Origin of the sequence: Shewanella zhangzhouensis, assembly GCF_019457615.1 — a bacterium.
GTDB lineage: Bacteria > Pseudomonadota > Gammaproteobacteria > Enterobacterales > Shewanellaceae > Shewanella > Shewanella zhangzhouensis.
The window spans coordinates 3,724,791-3,745,934 of sequence record NZ_CP080414.1 but is presented as its reverse complement, the minus strand read 5'-3'; the positions used below and the strand labels follow the sequence as shown (position 1 = coordinate 3,745,934).

Here is a 21,144-nt window from a genome sequence, read left to right as displayed (position 1 = left end):
CCGTGCTAAGCGCAGCAACGCTGTAAGCGAAGGGGACGGTAAATCCCCGGGGATTGAAGAAAGTCTCGGTGCCCATGCGGGGCTCTTCAATAAAAAAGCGCCCGAGGGCGCTTTTTTGTTTTGTCTTGTAGTCTATTTGTTTTTCGATGTGTTGCTTGCTTAACCCTGATGGATAAGTGCGGCGGCAACCTCAATATCCAGCCCAAATTCTGCCAATAACAACATCAGATTATTGGCTTCTCCCCTGCTGGTGGGCAGCTGGTTTAAACGATGCAGGAGCAGATTTTGCACTTTGCGCTCCATCATCAGCTCCACATCCAACATCTGGCGGTATTCTTCTTCGCTCAGGCTGTTTTTGGCCAGTTGCCGCAGGCGGCGATAGGGGCCTATCAGGCGCTCATCCCAGGCGGTAACCTCGGCAATCAGCAGTTGCCATTGACCCTGATTGAGCCCGGTGCAGCGCCGGTCGAGCTCACTGGCCAGCAGCAACAGATTGACATTGATTTGGCAGTCATCCTGCAGCGACAGACAGAGCGCTTCGTGCTGGCTGTAATGGGCCTCGCAGGCTTGCCAGAGTTCGCGGGTGAATACTTCCTCAGATATCAATTGGAGACTCCTTATTCCATTGTTGCTCACTTATTGGGGCTGACTTATTCGGGCCAACTCATTCAGACTCAGTCAGAGCTGAGCCGCCTGTTCGATGGCGTCGATTTGCTCCTGTAGCTCCAGCCAGGCCATCTCGCTTTCTTCCTGCTGCTGACCCAGAGTCGTGCGCTCGGCGAGAATTTTCGTCAGCTCGGCCTTGTTTTGCGCCTCGTACAGGCTGGTATCGGCCAGGCGTTCTTCAATCACGGCCAAACGGCTGGCCAATTTATGCTGCTCGTCTTCGAGTTTGGTTTGCTGCTTTCTCAGGGGCGAGAGCTTTTGGCGCAGTTCGGCTTCCAGTCGCTTTTGCTGCTTCTTGTCCTGCGCAGGGCGCTCGGGGTCGTTTTCGCTGGCCTTGGCAGCTGCAGCCTTTGCAGCGTCCAGCAGCCACTGGTGGTAGTCCTCAAGGTCGCCATCAAAGCTGCTGACCTGACCGGCATCCACCAGATAGTAGTCATTACAGGTGAGCCTGAGCAGGTGCCTGTCGTGGGACACTATCACCATGGCGCCTTCAAAGGTTTGCAGTGCCAGCGTCAGGGCATGGCGCATTTCCAGATCCAGGTGGTTGGTGGGTTCGTCGAGCAGCAGCAGGTTGGGGCGTTGCCACACCAACAGCGCCAACACCAGCCGGGCCTTTTCACCGCCGGAGAAGGGCGCCACCGGCGAGAGCGCCATGTCGCCATTAAAGCCAAAACCACCGAGAAAATCCCGCAGCTCCTGTTCGCGGTGGCTCGGCGCCAGCCGTTGCAGGTGCATCAGCGGGCTGTCGTCCATGTGCAAATACTCCAGCTGATGCTGGGCAAAGTAGCCAATTGTGAGACCGGGGTTGGGCTCGTACTTGCCGGTGAGCGGCTTAAGCTCGCTCGCCAGCAGTTTAATCAGGGTTGATTTACCGGCGCCGTTGCGGCCCAAAAGACCAATACGGGCGCCGGGCACCAGGTTTAAATGTACCTTGCCAAGGATGGGCGTTTCACCATAACCCACAGACACGTTTTCCATGGCCACCAAGGGGTTTGGCAGGCTCGCGGGTTCACGAAACTCCATATAAAACTGGCTGTCGGCCTTGGCGGGCAAGAGCTCTGTCATCTTCTCCAGTGCCTTTAAGCGGCTCTGGGCCTGCTTGGCCTTGCTCGCCTTATAGCGGAAACGGTCGACGAAGGACTGCATGTGGGCGCGTTCGCGCTGCTGGCGCTCAAAGGCCACCTGCTGCTGGGCCATACGCTCGGCGCGGGTGCGCTCAAAGGTGCTGTAGTTGCCCTTGTAGAAGTTGAGCTTCTGGTTTTCCACGTGGACGATTTCATCGACAATGGCGTCGATAAAGTCGCGGTCGTGGCTGATGAGCACCAGAGTGCCGGGGTAGCTCTTGATCCAGTCCTCGAGCCAGAACATGGTGTCCAAATCCAGGTGGTTGGTGGGTTCGTCAAGCAGCAACAATTCAGAGCGGCAAAGCAGAGCCTGGGCCAGGTTGAGGCGCATACGCCAGCCACCGGAAAAGCTCTTTACGCTGACGGACTGTTTTTCTTCGCTGAAGCCCAAACCCGCCAGCAGGGCGCCGGCGCGGGCACGTATGCTGTAGCCGCCGATGGCATCGAGCTTACCGTGCAGATCTGCAATGGCATGGCCATCGTTATCGGCCTCGGCTTTTCGAAGGCCGGCTTCGAGCTCGCGAAACTCCACGTCGCCATCGAGCACATATTCCAGTGCCGAGACTTCCAGTGCCGGGGTTTCCTGGGCCACAGAGGCAATGCGCCACTCCCGGGGAACCTGAATATCGCCCTTGTCCAGGCTGAGTTTGCCCATGATCAGTGCCAGCAAAGAAGATTTGCCGGTGCCATTGGCGCCAACAAGGCCGACCTTGTGACCGGGGTAAATGGTGAGATTGGCCTCATCCAGCAGTACTTTACTGCCGCGGATAAGCTGGGCCTGGGACAGGGTGATCATCGATGGTCCACATACAGATACAAAGGGCAGAATAATAACCAAGTTCAGGCCCGGCATCCAGCGTGAAGCCGGGATTAGGGTTGCCTGTGCAAGCTGTGGCACAATAGCGGCATTCTTTTGTTGGATGTTCCTGTATGAGTATTTCCAGAAAACGATTTGTGGCCGGTGCCAAATGCCCCAAGTGTGGCGCGAGCGACAGCATAGTGCTGTTTAAAGACCATGGGGTGGAAACCGTGGAATGTGTCGAGTGCGATTATCGCGAACAACAGGCCGAGGAAAAAGTGGCCCAGAAGGCATCAGGCGCAGTGATAGGGGTGTTTAAACCCGACTGAGTTTTGTCTTTATCGAGACGATTTTCAACTTGCAGGTGAACGTGGGCGGCAGGCCTGTTTCGGGCGCTCAGGAATGAGCGGGTCGCCCTCACTTTTCAACCTGGCTTGCCGAGCCTCTCACCTAACAGGCTGCGCTTTTCAATCAGAAAATCCATCAGCACCCGGGTCTTTTTGGGCATTTGCTCTCTTGAGGGGATATAGAGATAAAAGCCGGGAAAAGGTTTGCACCACTCGGTGAATACCCGCATCAGACTCCCTTCCTCTAGGTGTTGTTGTACCCACAAATCAATGTGTTTAATTAAGCCAACCCCTTGCAGCGCCGCTCGCAGCATACTGTAGTCATCGTTGAATACTGCATTGCCTCTGGGCTCGAATACCAGGGTGTGTTTTTCTGGCCCGGGTGAAGTTAACGACCAGTGATCCAATGTTCCACTGGTGGTAAAGCGGTAGGCGAGGCAATTATGCTTTGCCAAATCTTTGGGGCTTTCAGGTATGCCAAACCGCTGGAAATATGAGGGCGCCCCGACAATGGCCGTTGTCAGTGGAGGTGTGATAGGCACGGCCACCATATGTTCATCCAGGCTCACCCCCAGTCGAATCCCTGCATCCAACCCTTCAGCCACGATATTGGACAGGCCATCATCCATCACCAGCTCCAGACGTATCTTCGGATAACGCGACAGAAATTCACCCAAATGAGGTTCGATAAGCAGCCTGGCTGCCGTTCTCGATGAACTGATACGGATAAGGCCCGATGGCTCGACATGGGATTCACTCAACTCACTTATGACCTGCTCTATGCTGGTGAGCGAGGGGTGCAGTATATCCAACAGGCGTTGCCCTTCTTCCGTGAGCGACATATTGCGGGTGGTGCGATTGAGCAACCGCACTTGCAACTGCTGCTCCAGCGCCTTGAGGTGCTGCGACAAGGCAGCACGGGTCACCCCCATTTCAGTGGCGGCTTTGGTGAAACTGCGATGGCGAGCTATATGAGCAAACCAGGTCAGTGAGGTGAGTAGTGAGGGTTCTATGGCCATTTGTTTAGCTTAGCTTAACACTCATGTCTTGAAAAGGCCGTTTATCTGATGCAGTCCGCGTCCTAAACTTGATTTCAGCTTGAGGTCATCCCTAAGCAAGCCACTAATTTCTACAGGAGCAACTGATCATGTCCAACGTCACTTTCAACAATCTGAATGGTCAAGGTATCACCATGGCCGCCGTCATCAATTTCCCCGCCGATTTTGATGAAAGCAAGCAATACCCCGCGGTTGTCGTCTCCCATCCTGGCGGTGGTGTAAAAGAACAAGCCGCAGGTCTCTATGCAAGAAAACTGGCCGAACAGGGCTTGATCACCATTGCATTCGACCGTTCATACCAGGGAGAAAGCACCGGCGAGCCACGCCAGCTGGAAAACCCCCATATCAGTACCGAAGATGTCAGTGCCGTGATTGATTACCTGACCACACTTCCCTACGTGGATAACAACCGGATTGGCGCCATGGGCGTGTGTGCCGGTGCGGGTTACAGTGCCAATGCCGCTATTAACGACCGCCGTATCAAGGCACTGGCGATGGTAAGCGCGGTTAACATTGGTCAAATGTTCCGTAATGGCTGGGACGGTTCTGTGGCGGATGCTGCGGCGCTGCCCTACATAGACGCCGGTTCCGCTGCGCGCACCTCAGATGCCAATAGCGGCGAGTATAGCCAAATTCCGTTGGCACCCATGCGTGAAGAAGATGCCCCCAATGCAGAGCTGCGCGGTGCCTGGGAGTATTACCACACGCCACGTTGCCAGCACCCCAATGCACCTGGCTATGCCCTGACACGCAACCTGAATCAGATCATCACCTACGATGCATACCACAAGGCCGAAGCCTTCCTGACCCAGCCCATTCTGGCGGTGGTTGGCACTAATGCAGGCAGTAAGTGGATGAGTGACGATTTGCTCGAGCGCGCCGCCAGCGGCGACAAGCGCCTGTATCTGGTGGAAGGGGCCGACCACATGGATTTGTACGATGTGGCCAACTATGTGGATGAGGCCGTGTCGCAATTGGCCCCCTTCTTCAATCGCCATCTGTAAATTCAGGCCCGACTCAAGTGGAGCCGCCTTCACTTGAGTCGCTTGAAAGAGCTTAGTTGCACAATCTCACTTGCCTAAGCTTAGGAGCAAATCATGAGCAGCATTCAAACCGTCAGCTACAGAAATCTGGGATGGGACGTCGCGGCAGATCTCTATCTGCCCCCAGGTTTTGATGAAAGCAAGCAGTACCCGGCCATCGTCAGCACTCATCCCATCGGCAGCTGCAAAGAGCAGACCGCTGGTAATATTTATGCCAAAGCCCTGGCCCAGGAAGGCTTTGTGGTACTGGTGCATGATGCCAGTTTCCAGGGCGCCAGCGGCGGCACGCCACGCTTTATCGAAGATCCGGCTATCCGTGTTTCCGATATTCGTTTTGCCGTCGATTACCTGCAATCCCTGCCTTATGTCGATGCCCAGCGCATCGGCGCCATCGGGGTGTGCGGCGGCGGAGCCTACACCATACATGCAGGCATAACCGATCATCGCCTGAAGGCCCTGGTGTCCATTACCGGCGTGAACTATGGACGCCTCATCCGCGAGGGCTTTGCCCAGTTTAAACCCCGTGAACTTGCACAGGGCATAGCGCAAATGCGCACTGCCCAGGCTCAGGGGGCCGAACCTGAGGCGGCCAATTTGTTACCGGACTCAGTGGCCGCGGCGAAGGCCGCCGGTATCACCGACATTGATGTGCTGGAAGCCACTGAGTATTACAAAACCGCCCGTGGTGCAAAGGCCAACGGCGCTACCAGCCAGCTGATGTCCTTCACAGGGGCTGCCATGGGATGGGATGCTTTTTTAAATGCCGAAACCCTGCTGACTCAACCCCTGATGGTGGTGATTGGCGATAAAGCGGGTGGCTTTGGTGCTTACCGCGATGGCTGGGAAATATACAGTCGCGCCGCATCCGAGGATAAGCACATAGTGGTGGCCGAGGGTTGGTCTCACTACGACCTGTACGACAAACCCGAGCCCGTCGCCATTGCCATGGCGCAGGTCGCGCCTTTCTTTAAACAACACCTGTAATTGAAGACTGCCGGACTGTGAGTGCCTGAAACTGGCAGTCTTTGGCCTTAACCCATGCCCCGGAGCTATACCTATGCAAAACGTCCTTATTCTCGGTGCCAACGGCCAGATTGCCCAGTGGGTGGTCAAAGCCCTGGCCGACCAACAAGATATTCGGCAGACCCTGTTACTGCGCAATCCCCAAAAACTCACCGGCACCGAGCCTGCCAACGCCAGGGTGGTGATTGGTAATGTGCTCGACAAGGTGTTACTTAAAGACGCCATGGTGGGTCAGGATTTGGTTTACGCCAACCTGATTGGCGAAGACCTGGATAAGCAGGCTCAGGCGGTCATTGAAGCCATGGGCTCAGCAGGCGTAAAGCGGCTGGTATTTGTGCTTTCGCTGGGGATTTACGACGAGGTGCCCGGCAAGTTTGGCGAGTGGAATCAAGCCCTGATTGGTGAGGACCTCAAGCCTTACCGCCGCACGGCCGACCTTATCGAGGCATCGGGATTGGATTACACCCTGTTGCGCCCGGCCTGGCTGACGGATGAAGACGAAGTGGACTATGAAATCACCGCCAAAGGCGAGGATTTTAAGGGCACAGTGGTTTCACGCCGGAGTGTGGCCGGGCTTATCAGCCAGATAATACTCAGTCCCGAGACCCATATGGGGGGGAACTTAGGCATTAATAAGCCCAATACCGATGGCGATAAGCCTTACTTCATGCCCTGAGCCACATCCCTGAGCTATATGCCCTAAAGTCAGAATCGTCGCCTGCCGGCTTTAATCCCGGCGTTGTCCGCAGATAAGTCAGCCACGTATTCCCAATGTTTAACGCACTGAGTTTAACGCACTGGGTTTCACGCACTGAACTGGAGAAGAAAACATGAAGCCCTTGTTTTGGTTGGTGGTCGCCCTGGTGCTGCTGGCTGTGCTTGCCCTCGGCGTACTCTTCGCCGTGACCTGGATTGAGCATCGTCAGGCACGCAAGTCGGAGCTGATGCAGGCTGCCATGATTGGCAGCGCCGCCAAAGCCCCGGCGGACACGGCCGTGGTGTACTTTTCCCGCTCGGGCAATACCGCCCTGGCGGCACGGCATGTGGCGATGCGCCTTGACGCCGAGGTGATTGCCCTGGAGGCGCCGGACTATCGGCTCGGCCTGACGGGGCTGACACAGGCTCTTAAAGACGCCAATGCCCTGAAGGACTCTGAGGATGCTCTGCCGGATATAGTGCCAAGTCGGGTGGAAATGAGTTCATTCAAAACCGTCTGGCTGGGCTCACCCGTGTGGCTATACAGCCCGGCACCACCCATTTGGGCCTTTGTGGAAAATAACCGTTTTGATGGCCTGAAGGTGGTGCTGTTCAACACCTTTAACAGCCATTTTGGCGATGACCATATCGCCGAGTTCAAGGCCAGAGTGATGGCTCGGGGGGCGATTTCCTTTGAGCACAAGTACATTCTGCGTGGCCGCATGACCCAACAACTGACCCCCGAAGAAATGTTGCAAGCCATTGACCATGAGTGGTTTGGAGATTGACCAGAAATGGTCTGGAGAACGCAATGACAGATAATTTGTTTCAGCCTTTTACCTTTGCCAATGGCATCAGCTTGCGGAACCGCCTGGTGATGGCCCCCATGACCACCTGGGCTGCCAATGCCGATGGCAGCATTTCTGATGCAGAGCTCGATTATTACCGCGCCCGAGCAGGGGGTGTTGGCCTGGTATTGACAGGTTGTACCCATGTGCAGCCCAGTGGTATTGGATTTATCGATGAATTTGCCGCTTACGATGACAGCTTTATTCCAAGCCTGAAGCGGCTGGCGCAGGCGGCCAGGAGTGGTGGTTCTGTGGCTGTGCTGCAGCTGTTTCACGCCGGCAATAAAGCTGTGCCTGAGTTGGTCCCCGATGGCGAGCTGGTAAGTGCCAGTGCTGTGGTGGCTCCCAAGGGCCCATTTAACGAGGGGAAATTGGCCAGCCGGGCGTTAAATCAGCAGGAAATAGAGACGCTTATCCATGATTTTGGCGCCGCCACACGCCGCGCCATCGAGGCGGGGTTCGATGGTGTTGAGCTGCATGGTGCACATGGCTTTTTGATCCAGAATTTTCTCTCACCATTGTCAAATCAGCGTACCGATAAATGGGGCGGCACCCTGGAAAATCGGATGCGCTTTCCCTTGGCCGTGATCCGTGAAGTCCGCCGTGTCATTGGTCGGTATGCCCGCCGCCCTTTCTTACTCGGGTATCGCCTCTCACCCGAAGAGGCCGGGGACGGTGGTCTGCGCATTGAGGATACTCTGGCGCTGGCGCAGCGGCTCGTCGAGGAAGGCCATATTGATTATCTGCATACCTCATTGTACGACATTCTGGCAGGCAAATCGCTGGATGATGAGTCTGGGAAAACCACGGCGCAGCGTTTTATTGAGCTGCTGGCTGGGCGTGTACCCCTGATGGCCGCGGGTAATATTCGCACGCCGGACGAGGCCCGCCAAGCCCGGGCGCTTGGGCTGCCTCTGGTGGTGATAGGCAAAGGCCTGGTGATGAATCCGACCTGGGTTGAACTGGCGCAAAGTGGCCGCGAGCATGAAATCCATCCTGTGCTGGATTTATCTGTTGGTGCGGCCAGATACCAAATGCCCGAAAAATTATGGCGGGTGATTGAAGATACCCCGGGTTGGTTTCCCACATTGAAAGGTATCTCACCCACACAGGCCTGAGGCTGTTTCAGGACAAAGTCGATAATCGATTCGGCTTTATCGAAAGGTAAGGCCGGATAATTGCGATATTCTCTCTAATGTCTGAGGTATATGCTGTATCCATTAATCTGGAGGACAGCCATGAAGATCAAAACACGTCTATTTTCCCGTCCCGCCATGGATGGAGATGGGGTCAACATCCGTCGGGTGGCCGATTTTGAGCGCTTGCAGCTCGATCCCTTCCTGATGGTGGATGAAATCCGCTCGGATGATAAAAGCGATTTTATCGGCGGTTTCCCGCCCCATCCTCACCGGGGAATAGAGACCTTTACCTATATCCGCAAGGGCGGCTTTGAGCACCGCGACCACATGGGCAACGTGCGTGCCATTCGCGCCGGTGATGTGCAGTGGATGAGCACCGGCTCGGGGGTTATTCACTCCGAAATGCCATTGGCCGATGCAAGCGATGGTCTGCATGGCTTTCAGATTTGGCTCAATATGCCCGCCAAAGACAAGATGCGTCCGGCCCGCTACCTCGACAGCACAGAGCTGGTGCAGCAAAGATACCCATCGGACAGGGGTGCAGACTTTTATCCCCTGGCAGGGCGCTGGCTTTTTGAAGGTCAGGCGATAGATGGTCTGGTCCAGGGCCTGGCGGCGAATGGCGCCGTGGCCGATTTGTCGTTAGCACCGGGCGGGCGTGCCAGTCTTGATTTGAGCGAACGCGGCTTTGTCGGCCTGTATCTGTATCAGGGGGCACTGAGTACTGATGATGGCAGGTCTTTCTTCAGTGGCGAGTATCTGGTGCTGCAGCCCGGCGAGCTTGAGCTGCTGGCCACAGAGGAAGGTGCCGGCATGCTGCTCTTTGCCGGTGAGCCCATCGGCGAGCAAATAGTGCATATGGGCCCCTTTGTGATGAACACCGAGGCCGAAATACGTCAGGCTATCCATGATTATCAGACGGGTCGATTCGGCACACTCGAACTGCCCAAATAGCAATCCATTCGAAAGTCGACGGTTTTGAATACAGAAAAGGGGCCACAGGGCCCCTTTTTTACAGGTGATTTTTACAGATGATTGTCACAGCTGTTTTTCAGAGCGGCCTGGCTGCGCGCTCAAGGCGGTTTTGCACTGCTTGCCAGTCTGCGTTGTGTGGCGGCTCGGCAATATAAATGGCACTGAGTGTTTCGTGGTCGAGTTGGTACAGGGCATCGTACAGCCCCTGGGCATAGCTGTCGGGGTCAGCGCCAAGCTCTATGGCTTTCCCGGCCACAGGCACGGCATTGCCGCAGAAAATCCAGCCAATATCACTGGCTTGGTGCAAATGGCTGACATCGGATTCAGCGCCATAACGATAGCAGGGCAAACCGGGGGAGTAATGTTTGTGATGCTGGCCGGGGGCGACCACGCCACCACTTTGCTGGACCACCGGGCGTCCAAGCACAGCCTCGATGCTGGCGACCGACACCATTCCCGGGCGAAGCAATCTGGGTGCATCGCCGGGAAGCAACGCCACTATGGTGGATTCGAGTCCCACCTTGCAGTTGCCACCTTCCAGAATCAGCAGTTCATCATCGGCAAACTGGCGCGCCACATGGTCGCTGCTGGTGGGACTGATGGACATGTACTTGTTGGCCGAAGGCGCTACCAGGGCGCGGCCAAAATCCGTCAGCAAGGCCAGGGCCTGGGGATGAGCCGGCATTCTTAACGCGACCGTATCCTGCCCGGCGGTGACGGCGCGGGACACCTCGGCTTTTGCGGGCAGAACCAGGGTCAGCGGACCCGGCCAAAAGGCAGTCATGAGCGCCTCGGCACAGGTACTCACCTCGGCTGCCCAGTCCCGAACCCAGTGGCTATCTGCCACATGAACAATCAGCGGATTGGTCGCAGGACGACCTTTCAAGGCAAAGACCTTGGCGACAGCATCCTCGTTGCCGGCATCTGCGGCAAGGCCATACACAGTCTCTGTGGGCATAGCCACCAGCTCACCCCGGTTAAGGGCGGCAACGGCAAGGGAAATTTGGTCAGTGATTTGCGCCATACGCACCTCTGAAAAACTGGCCGCGTATGGTAAAAATTTGACCAGAGCCAGTCAAGCCGAAACTGGCATCAGATGATGAATGGCTTTGCCTTTAGCCGGGATTTTTGGCATGGTGCCGCAATATTTACCGGTTTGGAGCCAAAGGTGAAATCAGCCCCGTTTAAATCCTTCAATTGTGTGCTTCTGGCTGCCGTTATCAGTGCCTGTGCAAGTCAGCCAGACAGGGAGCTTGGCAAGCGTTATCTGGATGGCGAACTCCAGCAGCCGCTCAATTGGGTTGCGGCTGTGCAATCCGATGCCAACCGTAACTACACCCGCTTTGCCGACCAAAGCAGCCTGGTGCTTGAGCGCTCACCACGACTGGCATCCCAATATGCCCCCCTCTATCAGCAGCTGTCCCAGTGGCTCGAGAGTGGTGGCGATCCGCTTTCTCTTGGCAATTTTGGCATAGAAGCGGCCCAGTTTGGCGGCGCCGATCGTCAGGGGCACGTGCTCTTTACCGGTTACTTTTCTCCTGTGCTGGAGGTGCGTCACAGCCCCGACAGCCGCTTTCAATACCCGCTTTATGGCGTGCCCGACTGTGTGCGGCACAACACGCCCTGCCCAAGTCGTGAGGCTATTTTGCAGGGCGCCCTGGCGGGGCAGGGCTTAGAGCTGGCCTACAGCGACTCCCTGATAGACAGCTTTTTGATGGAGGTGCAGGGCTCAGGCTTTGTCCACTACGGCGATAACGACGAGCTTCAATACCTGGGCTATGGCGGTAAAAATGGTCATGCATACCGGAGTATAGGTAAGGTGTTGATTGAGCAGGGTGAAGTGGCTAAAGAGCAGATGTCGCTGCGGGCCATCAAAGCCTGGGCAGACAGCCACTCAGAGGAAGAAGTGAAGCAACTGCTGGTCCACAACGCGTCCTTTGTATTTTTCCAGCCGCGGCCCAACCATGATGTGCTGGGCAGCGCAGGCATTCCCCTGTTACCCATGGCGGCCGTGGCTGCCGATAAACAGCTGCTGCCCATGGGCACACCTCTGCTGGCCGAGGTGCCTTTGCTCGATGATGCCGGTAACTGGACCGGCAGGCATGAACTCAGGCTGCTCATCGCGCTGGACACAGGGGGCGCCGTGGATGGCGGCCACCTGGACCTTTACCACGGCATGGGGCCCGAGGCCGGGATGGCGGCAGGCCACTACAAACACTTTGGCCGTGTATGGCGTCTGGGGCTTGGCGCCGGCGCCAGTGTGACTCTGGGCACGCCCTGACCTCATAGCCTGTTGCAAGCCAAGCCAGTGGCAAATAAGCCTGTAACAAGCAGGTGACGCTAGCTTTGTTTGGGTGTTTTTAAAAACAGCACCAGCATGAGCACCATCGCCAGCAGTAACATAAACGACGAGATGGCCAGCACCGGGTCTATGGTGGCCACCTCTATGTGCTGACCATAGAGCAGAAACAATCCCGCCGACATCAGCAGTACCCCCAGCTGATGCAACCAGAATTGCCCCTGTGCCAGCGCTCCTGCGGCTCCCGGCAGCCAGAGTTTATGGCACAGACCATAGATGAAGGACACCACAAACCCCGCCAGCATAATATGGGCGTGGGTCACCCTGTGGCCGTGATCGCCTGATTTGGCCATATAGATGCCAAGGCACATGCCGAGGATGGCATAGCAAAGGGCGCTGATAATAAACTTTCTGTCCATTTTGGATTCTCCGAAGCTCAGGTCTTGCCGTGGGCCATGCCTGCAACGGCTTGGCCCCTGTCAGTGCAGGTGTTTCAAACAGCGTGAGTGAATGTCAGGGCGTTGGCGCTGTGCATGCGCCAATTCTTGGGTTTCAGTGAGTATAGTCCCACTGTGATGCCCCGCTTCCCGCAGGCAAGGCCGGGGTTGCGGACTAAGTGTTGCGGACTAAGGGTTGTGGACTGAGGGCTGCGGACCAAGAAAGCCGGAAAATTCGGCAGTAACTGAGGCTGCGGCAACTGAGGCTGCCGGGCCGGGGAATCAACATAAAAAAACGCCTCCGTTAAGGAGGCGTTTTGTGTTATCGGGTTTTTAACTGCCTGACCAGAACGACTGAGGTATTACCCTGGCATCGCTCTGGCGTCGCGCCCGGTATCAGCGAGTAAACTTGTGATACTTTTCGATGCCTGCGCTATTGCCTGGGTTGTGGCAAACGGCACAGGATTCCTGGGTAGACAGGGTGTACCAACCGGTCGCAGGTACGTCATCAGAGATGGTACCGCCCATGGACTTCATGTGGCTCAGGGCCGAATCCTTGGTGTGACAGGCATAGCAGTTGGCCGTAACCGGGCTGGCCATCTTACCACTGACACCATAGGCGCGGGCCTTGATGAACTGGTTGGGGATCTCGTTCAGGTCCATGGCGCCATCGGCGTGACAGGCCACACAGCTGGTTTGTGGTGCAATGGCGCTGGCGGCGTTGGACACTTCCTCGCCGTCCGCATCCAGGCTCTTGCTGCCCACACCCCAGTGCATGCTGTGCACCATGGGGCCGAAGCCTGGGCCTGAGCCACCGGCACTGCGGTCCTGACCGTTGTTGTGACAGGCCACACAGCCCAGGCCACCTTCGGCGAAGTTACCATTCTTGTGGAAGTTGGCTTCGCTGTTGTGACAGGTGGTGCAAGACTCGCTGTCGACGTTGTGACGACGCTCGTAAGCAGTCACAGCACCATCGGCTTGTGAGGCCACATCGGTGTAGCCATGGATGGTCACTACATCAGATTCGGCGCCTGTGTAGTCTTTGGCGGTGAAGCTGACACGCAGTGATGCCATCAAGCCAGCACCGGCCCACGCTGACAGGTCAGGTGTTGAGCCGACGACATGTGGTTTTCCGTGGCCAGCATCTTGGGCATAACACATGGTCTTGCGACCCTCGGCGTCGTAGCCGTAATCGTAGGCTGATGTAATACGGCCAACGACGCTGTCGTTGTACACGCCGTGCAGGTATGAACCTACATAGTTAATTGGCTTGTCAGGATTATGAGTTGTCTGGGTATCATCAAACAGCTCATGGAGGTCAACCAGGGTTTCGGCGCCGGTGTCAGCATCTATCTTAAACAGCGACAGAGTTGTACACCATTGACCCGCAGTACCTGAATCAGGGAACCAGGCTGGTGCAGTACCAGTGACCTTGTAGCCGTCGTTAATCGCTTTGTTAGAGGTGATGGCAGTCTTGCCTTCGTGCAGCTTACGCAGATCTGCGCCATTGCCTGGGATGATATCGCCTGGGATGCCGCCTGTGTCGTGACAGTCGATACAGCCAGGACCGGTGAGGCCGACGTTGATAGTAGGCTCACTGTGGCAAGAGGTACAGTTCATCACGCTAAAGCCGGTTTCAAACTCCTGGTGATTGATGTGACCAATCTTGGACAGAGTATTGGATGCATAGCCCCCAACAGAGAAGCCTTGTTCATTCTTGACCTGACGACTCACCTGGCCGTGACATACCTGACAGCCTTCAACAAAGTCGACTTCGCCGTCCATTCCCTGTGCTACATAGCTTGAGTGGCGGCGTGGGCTGGTGGAGTAATCCACGTGGCAGGAGAAACAGGCTTCGGTCGTGGTGGAGTGAGTGCCTTCGGGCTTGTTCACCACCAGAGGTGCTGAGGTGGCAATACCATCGTTACCGCCCACACGCAGCCAGACGATGCCTTCGGTACCTGCATTAACCCCTTTCATGGGGGCGCTGAACTTGTAATGACCATCGTCAATCACAGTCAGTACCGCGCCTTCGGTGGCCTGGGTCGCCGCGCCGCCAATAGCGACATTGTCGGCGATGCCGTTGATATCGGCTTCATCACGGTTATTGATATAACCTTTGGAGGTCAGGGCAGCCACTTTAGCCTGTGCGTTCACCAGGCCATTGATTGGGTTGTTGTTTTCATCGGTGATCTCAAATTCGTAGCTGATAGCCCCTTCTTCGAAGCTATAGTTGATCACTTTCAGATTGGTCACGGTGGAACTGGTAACAGGGGGGGGGGACCAAGGCTCACCGGGGGTACCGGGCGTACCGGGGGTACCGGGCGTTCCAGGCGCGCCATCTACACCATCTTTACCATCATCACCGCAACCTGCCAAAGCCCCGGTCAGAACCACGGCTACCAGATATGCCAGCTTTCTGGAGGTGAATTTTCTCATCATAATCTCCTTTTGCCCCAGAGGTTGCGATGTTTGGCGCCCGCTCCAGGCTGAGAGCTAAGACTCTGAACCTGACGCCGTGGATCACATCGTACAAACGCTGGGTACTTTTAATTTTTATTGAGTGCACAATGCCTCGAAAGGGATAGTACGATGACTGGGCAGAACAGTTTTTGACCTGGGCAGCATTTGTTAATACCACTTTGGATATAGGTCTCATTTTTAACAAATAGTTGCTGGTTTAATGCAGGCAGCAACGAAAGTGCTTGATAAGCAGAAAGGTTTTTCACCACGTCGGAAAATGCGGTAAGGGGATGCCGGGAGCCTCTTTCCGGGGTTATTGCGGGTGTTCGCCGCCGACGTCATCGGGCGGCAAGGCGTCTATTACCGGTTAACGTCGGCGCGCAGGCGTTGCCACCAAATTGTTAATACATCAGTAACAAAGTCATGAGCAGGCTATGCCGCTGAGTCGTTCAAGCGGCTGATGACCTTATTGCGCCCCTGTCTCTTGGATTCATAGAGGGCCGCATCGGCGCCCTGCAGTGCTTCTTGCATACTATCAGTCCCCGGCAGCACAGCATGCACCCCGATACTCACGGTGAAATGCAGCTTTTGCCCTTCGGGAATGGTGACCGCCAGGCTTTCTGCGTGTGCGCGGATGCGCTCGGCAATACGGGTGGCATTTTCAAGATTGCAGTTGAGCAGCAACACAAACTCATCACCACCGAAGCGACAGGCAATATCCTGCGGTCGCTGGTTTTGTTTGAGCACGGCGGCAAATTCGATTATCACCAGATCGCCCACATGGTGGCCATAGGTGTCGTTAATGGTCTTGAAATTATCAATGTCGATTATCAACAGGGTCCAGTGGGCGCCCGTCGCTTTGGCCTCCGTCAGCAGCAGCGGGCTGGTCACATCAAAGTAGCGGCGGTTAAAGAGGTGCGTCATGGGATCTGTGTTGGCCTGGCGCTTGAGCTCTCCCTGTTTGGCCTTGAGCTGCTCAAGGGTTTTAATCCGGTACGACAGAATGAAGGCCATCATTAATGCTTCCAGCAGGATGCCGATGCCGACGCCATGGCTGTTGATTTGATTGGCCTGGCTTAAGCCCTTGTAATAAAAAACCGCCAGCATATTGAAGACGATAAACATCGAATGCCCCAGCAGGAAATACTTGGCCAGGGGCTCACCTTTACGCCACAAAGACAATGACACGCCAAAGGTGACCACCATCATCATGGCCGCCAGGGTGCTGGCGGGCTTGAGGGCGCCCACCACATCAAACAGGCTGTAGATAAAGTCTGCAACCAGCAGCGTCAGGATCAGGCTCAGCGCCAGATGCTCCCTGGGATAGCGGCGGCGGGTCTCGAAAATCAGCATCATAAACAACACCAAAAAGCTTGGCATGCTGAGCAGGTTTGAGTTGAGCTGCAGTATGGCAGCGCTGTAAATGCCCAAAAAGTTGGCTGCCACCCCATAGGACAAGCCCACCCAAATGGTGCCCGAGATGAGGTAGAGGGCGTACACCACGTTTTCTACTTTGCGGGCCGACAGATACAAAAAGAAGTTGTAAATCATCAGCGCCAGCATCATGCCAACCAGCAGTGCTATGTAGTTGCCACTGCCCACCAGCGCGCGTTTGGAATGCGCTTCGTCGAATAGTTGCAGGCTGTACCATTGATGGGAGAAGGTCACATTCTTGATGTAGATGGTTTTGTACTCATCGGGGGCGATAACGAAAGCAAATACGGCGCTGCCACCAAACATCATGGGATGGGACTCATCCCTGTCCAGGTGAATATCGGCCTGATTTAACAGCTCACCCTGGCGTGTTTCGTAAAAGCCGATGCTTTCTAAATGGTAGGCATGGGGATGATGGACGAATAAGCGGCGACTGTGGCTTGCAGTATTGTGGATGTCCAGCCGTGACCAGGTGGTCTTGGCATTGGTGCCCAGGGTGATGCTGCTGCCGCTTGGGATAAACTCCTGCTGCTGCACCTCGGCCAATGACATCTGCTGGCTCGGGTCGACAAAATAACCCATGACAAACTCTTTCAATGCGATGTCACCATCACCGACGTTAATGAGGTTGGTGGTGGATTGCGATGCGGCCAGCAGCGGTCCGGCAAATGCGCAGATAAGCAATAACATCATCCTTGTCATCAATGACACAGCGCGCGTAAGCATCAAAAAGTCCAATTTAAAGATATGGCTAAAGACAGCCAATCATAAATGACATCGCGGGCTTTATCGAGTCGTTAACAGGGAAGCCGCTCACAGTCGCTGAGATTCATACGACTTTCTGACAGAGGTCCGGGGGCGACATTACACAGCCGCAGCGACTCCCACTGAAAGGAGGCGATGCAGCAGCTAATTACGGGATTCAGGCCGGCAGCGCGCTGGCACTGGCGTACATGTTCACAAAGATTACGGTGTTCAGGTGAGCATCGCGCCGATGTATGGCCACAGCAGCGCGATGGCAATGGCGTACATGGTCACAAAGATAAAGCGGTCCAGATAGCGCCAGGCGGCAGGCTTGGCAAACATCGGTGCCATCAGTCTGGCGCCAAAACTCAAGGTAAAGAACCACACAAACGAGGCCAGTACCGCGCCTGCACCAAACCACTGGCGGTCGGGGCCGGAAAACTGGGTGCTGATGGAGCCCAGCAACACCACGGTATCCAGATACAGGTGCGGGTTCAAAAAGCTGATGGCGAGGGTGGTCATCAGCGCAGCCTTGAGGCTGCCCGCGCCTGTGGCCTTGGACAAATCCATTTCCTTATCGCTGAAGGAGGCCTTGAGGGCATTGGTGCCGTACCAAATCAAGAAGGCGGCTCCGCCCAGGCTGGCAGCGTGTTTCAGCATCGGAAACGCCAGCACCAGCGACCCCAGTCCGGCCACGCCGGCAGCAATCATCAGCGCATCTATGATGGAGCAGGTCAGGGCAATGGGCAGACTGTGGGCGCGCATGATCCCCTGCTTGAGTACAAAGGCGTTTTGGGCGCCAACGGCGATGATCAGGCTGGCGCCTATGGCCAGCCCCTGAACGAATGCGGTTTCCACGGGTTTTTCCTCGGTTGTGTAGCAATTGAGCGCAGCTTATCCAAGAAAAAATAATTAAGATAACTAATGTTTTTTATGGGATATTAGTAACTCTTATGATGTTTTGAGTCTGTTAACAGGCGCTGGCGATTCAGGGGCAAGCATGCTGGATTACACCAATTTAAAGGCGCTGGCGGCAGTGGTGGAAGCCGGTGGTTTTGAGCGTGCCGCCAAGGTGCTGTGTATCACCCAATCGGCGGTATCACAGCGGATTCGCCAGCTTGAAGAGCGCATAGGTCAGTCGCTGCTTATTCGCTCTGTGCCTGTTACGCCAACCCCCGCCGGCAAGCGCCTCTTGCGCCACTACCGCCAGGTTGCACTGCTTGAGAGTGAACTCGGCAGCGAGCTTAATGCCGAAGACCCGGGCAAGCCGACCCAGATTGCCATAGCAGTCAATGCCGATAGCCTCGCCACCTGGTTCTTACCGGCGTTAAGCCCGCTGTTTGCCCGCTATGGCTGGCTGATGAAGCTGATTGTGGATGACGAGTCTTACACCCATAACCTCTTGAAAAATGGCGATGCGGTGGGCTGCGTGACCACCACCGCTGAGCCCATGGCGGGCTGCTCCAGTGAATTTTTAGGGGTGATGCATTATCGCTGTGTGGCCACGCCAGACTTTGTGGCGCGCTTTTTCGCCGACGGCCTCACCACCGAAGCCCTGAGTCAGGCTCCGGCGGTAATTTTCTCTACCAAGGACAGGCTGCACGAGCGCTTTCTGTCGAGCTATTTCTCCATGCCTGCCAATGGTTTTTATCAGCATACAGTGCCCTCGTCGGAAGGTTTTCTGGATGCCATAGTGCAACACCTGGGCTACGGGCTGGTGGGGCATCTGCAGGCCGACAAGTTGATTAGTGCAGGTACTTTGGTTGACCTTTGCCCCGGGCTTGGCATGGATGTGGCCCTTTACTGGCAGCATTGGAATATCAAGGCCAAGCACACCACCATTATCTACCGGGCGTTGGCTGCGGCCGCGCGCCAAAGCCTCAGGCGGCAGGACATCTGAGTACCTTCTTTCTGCATCATTCAATTGGCAGAAAAAAGCCCCGCGATTGCGGGGCTTTGCATTCACGGCAACAGCCTTATTTGGTGCTGAAGGTGTTTTCCACCAGTTCAGTCTTGTTATCAGCCTGGGCCACGTGGCACTGGGTACAGAAGTAGTTCTGACCATTCAGGGTGCCCTTGGCATCCACTGTGTGGGACTTGGCTACCGGAGTGGCCTTCATCCGCGGTGCTTTTTCCCAGCTGTGACAGTTCATACAGCCATTTTTATTTAAGCTGATGGCGTAGTCATCCTTGTGGGGAATAAGCGGTGGCTGCTCTATGTAGTTACGCTCGATGGCGGTGCCACGCTTGGGGTAGGTGGGCAGCGCATCGGCCGGGCGCACATCGGTAAGCTCAGCATTTCCCGCCAGCGACTGGATGTTCACCGGCTCATTATTTACGGGGGCATTCTGGCCGCTGCAACCGGCGATGGCGACAAACAGCGCAGCTAAGGTGAGTACTTTTTTCATTGTTCGTTCTCCGCCTTCTTGGCAATTCGGTGGCTTTTCTCTAAAGGTTTATCCTGGGATGTAAATCGGTTCTTGTACTGGAATACGCGTTTGGCACACACATCGATACAGCGGCCGCACTGGGTGCAATCGCTGTCTGTGATGATTGGGCTTGGGCCCTTGAGGGAGGGTTTGAGCACCTGACGCTCGGGGCAGACCACGAAGCAATCCATGCAGTTATTGCAGTCTTTGGCGTTCATCGCGGTCATCTTCACCGGACTCAGCTTACCCAGCAGGGCAAACAGGGCGCCGCTGGGGCACAGGTGCGAGCACCACATCCGCTCGACCAGCAACAAGTCGGCAAGGAAGATGGCGACAAGCAGCCCAAGCCCGGCTCCTGCGCCAAACAGCACGGCGCGGTAAAGCACTGGCACTGGGTTGAGCCACTCCCAGGCGGCCACACCTGTGACCACAGGCAACAGCAGCACCAGCGCCAACATAAAGTAGCGCAGCTGGCGGGGCAGCTCCGGGGTCCTTGGCAGGGTAAAGCGTCTGCGAAGATATGCCGCCAGATCCGTCACCATATTCACCGGGCACACCCAGCTGCAGAACACCCGTCCCCCCATCAGCGCATAAAACAGGCCGATAACGGCCGCGCCAATCAGCAGGCTGGCCTCGGGCACATGGCCAGAGGTAAGCAGCTGCAGTGTGACCAGCGGGTCGGCCATGGGGATGGTATCGAGCAGCAAGCTGGATGAGAGATTGCCCTTGAGCAGCCACAGTCCCCACAGGGGGCCGATGGCAAACAGCGCCAGCACCGTCAGCTGAGAGGCGCGGCGCAAAAGCAAAAAGCGATGCGCCTTCCACCAACCGAGCTCGCGGATGGCATCCTCGGCAAAGCGTGCCTTGTTTACCTTGGCTGTGCTCATAGTTCAAACCCCTTATTCAGCATCTCCAGGGTTGTGTTTTCGGTGTCGATATAGGTGTCGTGATCGGCGGTTTTGCCCATGGCGATATGGGGTGGTAATACCTTGATGGCCGCCTCGTCCAGCACGCAGGCATGTTCACACTTGCCGCAGCCGGTACAGGCGTCCGGATGCACAACAGGGATAAACATGGCGTGATGGCCACTGCGCTCGTTGCGGGAGCGCTCAAGGGTGATGGCATTGTCAATCAGCGGGCAAACCCGGTAACAGACATCGCATCTTAGTCCCTTGAAATTCAGGCAGTTTTTCTCATCAATCAGTACCGCTATGCCCATTTTTGCCTGGTCGATGTCGGTGAGTGCCTGCTCGAGGGCGCCGCTGGGGCAGGCCTTGATGCAGGGAATATCATCACACATCTCACAGGGCACCTTGCGGGCCTCGAACCAGGGGGTGCCGGTGGGCGCCTGTTCAAACCAGCGGGCGATTTTCAGGGTATCGTAGGGGCAGGCCTCGACACACAAACCACAGCGCACGCAGGCCGACAGAAAATCCTGTTCGGCCAGCGCCCCCGGCGGCCGAATGGCCTGGGGACCCAGTGGCTGAGATTTGGCGACTGTGGCAATGCCGCCCCCGGCCAGAGCAACAGCGCAGGACAGCCGGGCGGTCGTCGCCAGAAACTGGCGCCGGTTAATGCCCTGGGTCTTACTCTGTTGTCTGGTCATGATGATGCTCTCCC

20 protein-coding genes are annotated in these 21,144 nt (G+C 56.1%); 9 read left to right on the top strand and 11 right to left on the bottom strand.

The window, feature by feature from the left end; all coding sequences use genetic code 11:
• Positions 1-159 precede the first annotated feature (159 nt).
• Together K0H63_RS16435 and K0H63_RS16430 are read right to left on the bottom strand one after the other, a co-directional pair.
• Positions 160-606, bottom strand: coding sequence for a DUF2390 domain-containing protein (locus tag K0H63_RS16435; RefSeq protein ID WP_258405604.1), 447 nt, complete (start codon positions 604-606; stop codon positions 160-162).
• A 72-nt stretch (positions 607-678) separates the two neighbouring features.
• A complete protein-coding gene (locus K0H63_RS16430; RefSeq protein WP_220065614.1) occupies positions 679-2,586 on the bottom strand; it encodes an ABC transporter ATP-binding protein in 1,908 nt (635 codons plus the stop codon).
• A gap of 134 nt (positions 2,587-2,720) precedes the next feature.
• Here K0H63_RS16430 and K0H63_RS16425 point away from each other — a divergent pair, with 134 nt between their 5' ends.
• Positions 2,721-2,918, top strand: a complete 198-nt coding sequence (locus K0H63_RS16425) for a YheV family putative zinc ribbon protein (protein WP_011761102.1) — start codon at positions 2,721-2,723, stop codon at positions 2,916-2,918.
• Between the two features lie 95 nt (positions 2,919-3,013).
• Here the strand turns inward: K0H63_RS16425 and K0H63_RS16420 are convergent, their stop codons facing one another.
• Entirely contained in the window at positions 3,014-3,955 is a 942-nt protein-coding gene (locus K0H63_RS16420; protein WP_220065613.1) for a LysR family transcriptional regulator, read from the bottom strand.
• 128 nt (positions 3,956-4,083) lie between these two features.
• Between K0H63_RS16420 and K0H63_RS16415 the strand changes: the two genes are divergently transcribed.
• The 6 genes from K0H63_RS16415 to K0H63_RS16390 all read left to right on the top strand — a co-directional run bounded on the left by K0H63_RS16415 (position 4,084) and on the right by K0H63_RS16390 (position 9,697).
• Positions 4,084-4,998: an alpha/beta hydrolase gene (locus K0H63_RS16415; protein WP_220065612.1), complete on the top strand. Its 915-nt coding sequence runs from the start codon at positions 4,084-4,086 to the stop codon at positions 4,996-4,998.
• A gap of 93 nt (positions 4,999-5,091) precedes the next feature.
• A complete protein-coding gene (locus K0H63_RS16410; RefSeq protein ID WP_220065611.1) occupies positions 5,092-6,021 on the top strand; it encodes an alpha/beta hydrolase in 930 nt (309 codons plus the stop codon).
• 73 nt (positions 6,022-6,094) lie between these two features.
• Positions 6,095-6,736 (top strand): SDR family oxidoreductase, encoded by a 642-nt coding sequence (locus K0H63_RS16405; protein ID WP_220065610.1) that lies wholly within the window; start codon positions 6,095-6,097, stop codon positions 6,734-6,736.
• 154 nt (positions 6,737-6,890) lie between these two features.
• Positions 6,891-7,544, top strand: a complete 654-nt coding sequence (locus K0H63_RS16400; RefSeq protein ID WP_220065609.1) for a flavodoxin family protein — start codon at positions 6,891-6,893, stop codon at positions 7,542-7,544.
• Positions 7,545-7,567: 23 nt separating this feature from the next.
• Complete coding sequence (locus K0H63_RS16395; RefSeq protein ID WP_220065608.1) at positions 7,568-8,722, top strand: NADH-dependent flavin oxidoreductase; 1,155 nt, start codon at positions 7,568-7,570, stop codon at positions 8,720-8,722.
• Positions 8,723-8,842: 120 nt separating this feature from the next.
• A complete protein-coding gene (locus K0H63_RS16390) occupies positions 8,843-9,697 on the top strand; it encodes a pirin family protein (protein ID WP_220065607.1) in 855 nt (284 codons plus the stop codon).
• Positions 9,698-9,794: 97 nt separating this feature from the next.
• Here the strand turns inward: K0H63_RS16390 and K0H63_RS16385 are convergent, their stop codons facing one another.
• On the bottom strand, positions 9,795-10,742 hold the full coding sequence (locus tag K0H63_RS16385) for an L-threonylcarbamoyladenylate synthase (RefSeq protein ID WP_220065606.1): 948 nt from the start codon (positions 10,740-10,742) through the stop codon (positions 9,795-9,797).
• Positions 10,743-10,886: 144 nt separating this feature from the next.
• On the opposite strand from K0H63_RS16385, the gene mltA reads away from it, so the two are divergent.
• Positions 10,887-11,999, top strand: a complete 1,113-nt coding sequence (mltA, locus tag K0H63_RS16380; RefSeq protein WP_220065605.1) for a murein transglycosylase A — start codon at positions 10,887-10,889, stop codon at positions 11,997-11,999.
• Positions 12,000-12,058: 59 nt separating this feature from the next.
• Here the strand turns inward: mltA and K0H63_RS16375 are convergent, their stop codons facing one another.
• From K0H63_RS16375 to K0H63_RS16360, 4 genes are all read right to left on the bottom strand, one after another.
• On the bottom strand, positions 12,059-12,436 hold the full coding sequence (locus tag K0H63_RS16375) for a TonB-dependent receptor (RefSeq protein WP_220065604.1): 378 nt from the start codon (positions 12,434-12,436) through the stop codon (positions 12,059-12,061).
• Between the two features lie 414 nt (positions 12,437-12,850).
• Complete coding sequence (locus K0H63_RS16370; protein ID WP_220065603.1) at positions 12,851-14,893, bottom strand: multiheme c-type cytochrome; 2,043 nt, start codon at positions 14,891-14,893, stop codon at positions 12,851-12,853.
• Between the two features lie 456 nt (positions 14,894-15,349).
• Positions 15,350-17,077: a sensor domain-containing diguanylate cyclase gene (locus K0H63_RS16365; protein ID WP_220065602.1), complete on the bottom strand. Its 1,728-nt coding sequence runs from the start codon at positions 17,075-17,077 to the stop codon at positions 15,350-15,352.
• Between the two features lie 249 nt (positions 17,078-17,326).
• The gene (locus K0H63_RS16360; RefSeq protein ID WP_220065601.1) at positions 17,327-17,953 is read right to left on the bottom strand and encodes a LysE/ArgO family amino acid transporter; all 627 of its coding nucleotides are present in this window, start codon (positions 17,951-17,953) and stop codon (positions 17,327-17,329) included.
• Between the two features lie 142 nt (positions 17,954-18,095).
• Between K0H63_RS16360 and K0H63_RS16355 the strand changes: the two genes are divergently transcribed.
• On the top strand, positions 18,096-18,995 hold the full coding sequence (locus K0H63_RS16355; protein ID WP_220065600.1) for a LysR family transcriptional regulator ArgP: 900 nt from the start codon (positions 18,096-18,098) through the stop codon (positions 18,993-18,995).
• 76 nt (positions 18,996-19,071) lie between these two features.
• On the opposite strand, the gene K0H63_RS16350 is transcribed toward K0H63_RS16355, so the two are convergent.
• From K0H63_RS16350 to napG, 3 genes are read right to left on the bottom strand one after another with little or no spacing between them, the layout of a single operon-like run.
• Positions 19,072-19,503, bottom strand: coding sequence for a nitrate reductase cytochrome c-type subunit (locus K0H63_RS16350; RefSeq protein ID WP_126168175.1), 432 nt, complete (start codon positions 19,501-19,503; stop codon positions 19,072-19,074).
• Positions 19,500-20,411 carry a quinol dehydrogenase ferredoxin subunit NapH gene (gene napH, locus K0H63_RS16345; protein ID WP_220065599.1) on the bottom strand — a complete coding sequence of 304 codons (912 nt, stop codon included), beginning with the start codon at positions 20,409-20,411 and terminating at the stop codon, positions 19,500-19,502. The genes K0H63_RS16350 and napH overlap by 4 nt, the downstream gene beginning before the upstream one ends.
• Entirely contained in the window at positions 20,408-21,130 is a 723-nt protein-coding gene (gene napG, locus K0H63_RS16340) for a ferredoxin-type protein NapG (RefSeq protein ID WP_220065598.1), read from the bottom strand. The genes napH and napG overlap by 4 nt, the downstream gene beginning before the upstream one ends.
• Between the last annotated feature and the right edge of the window lie 14 nt (positions 21,131-21,144).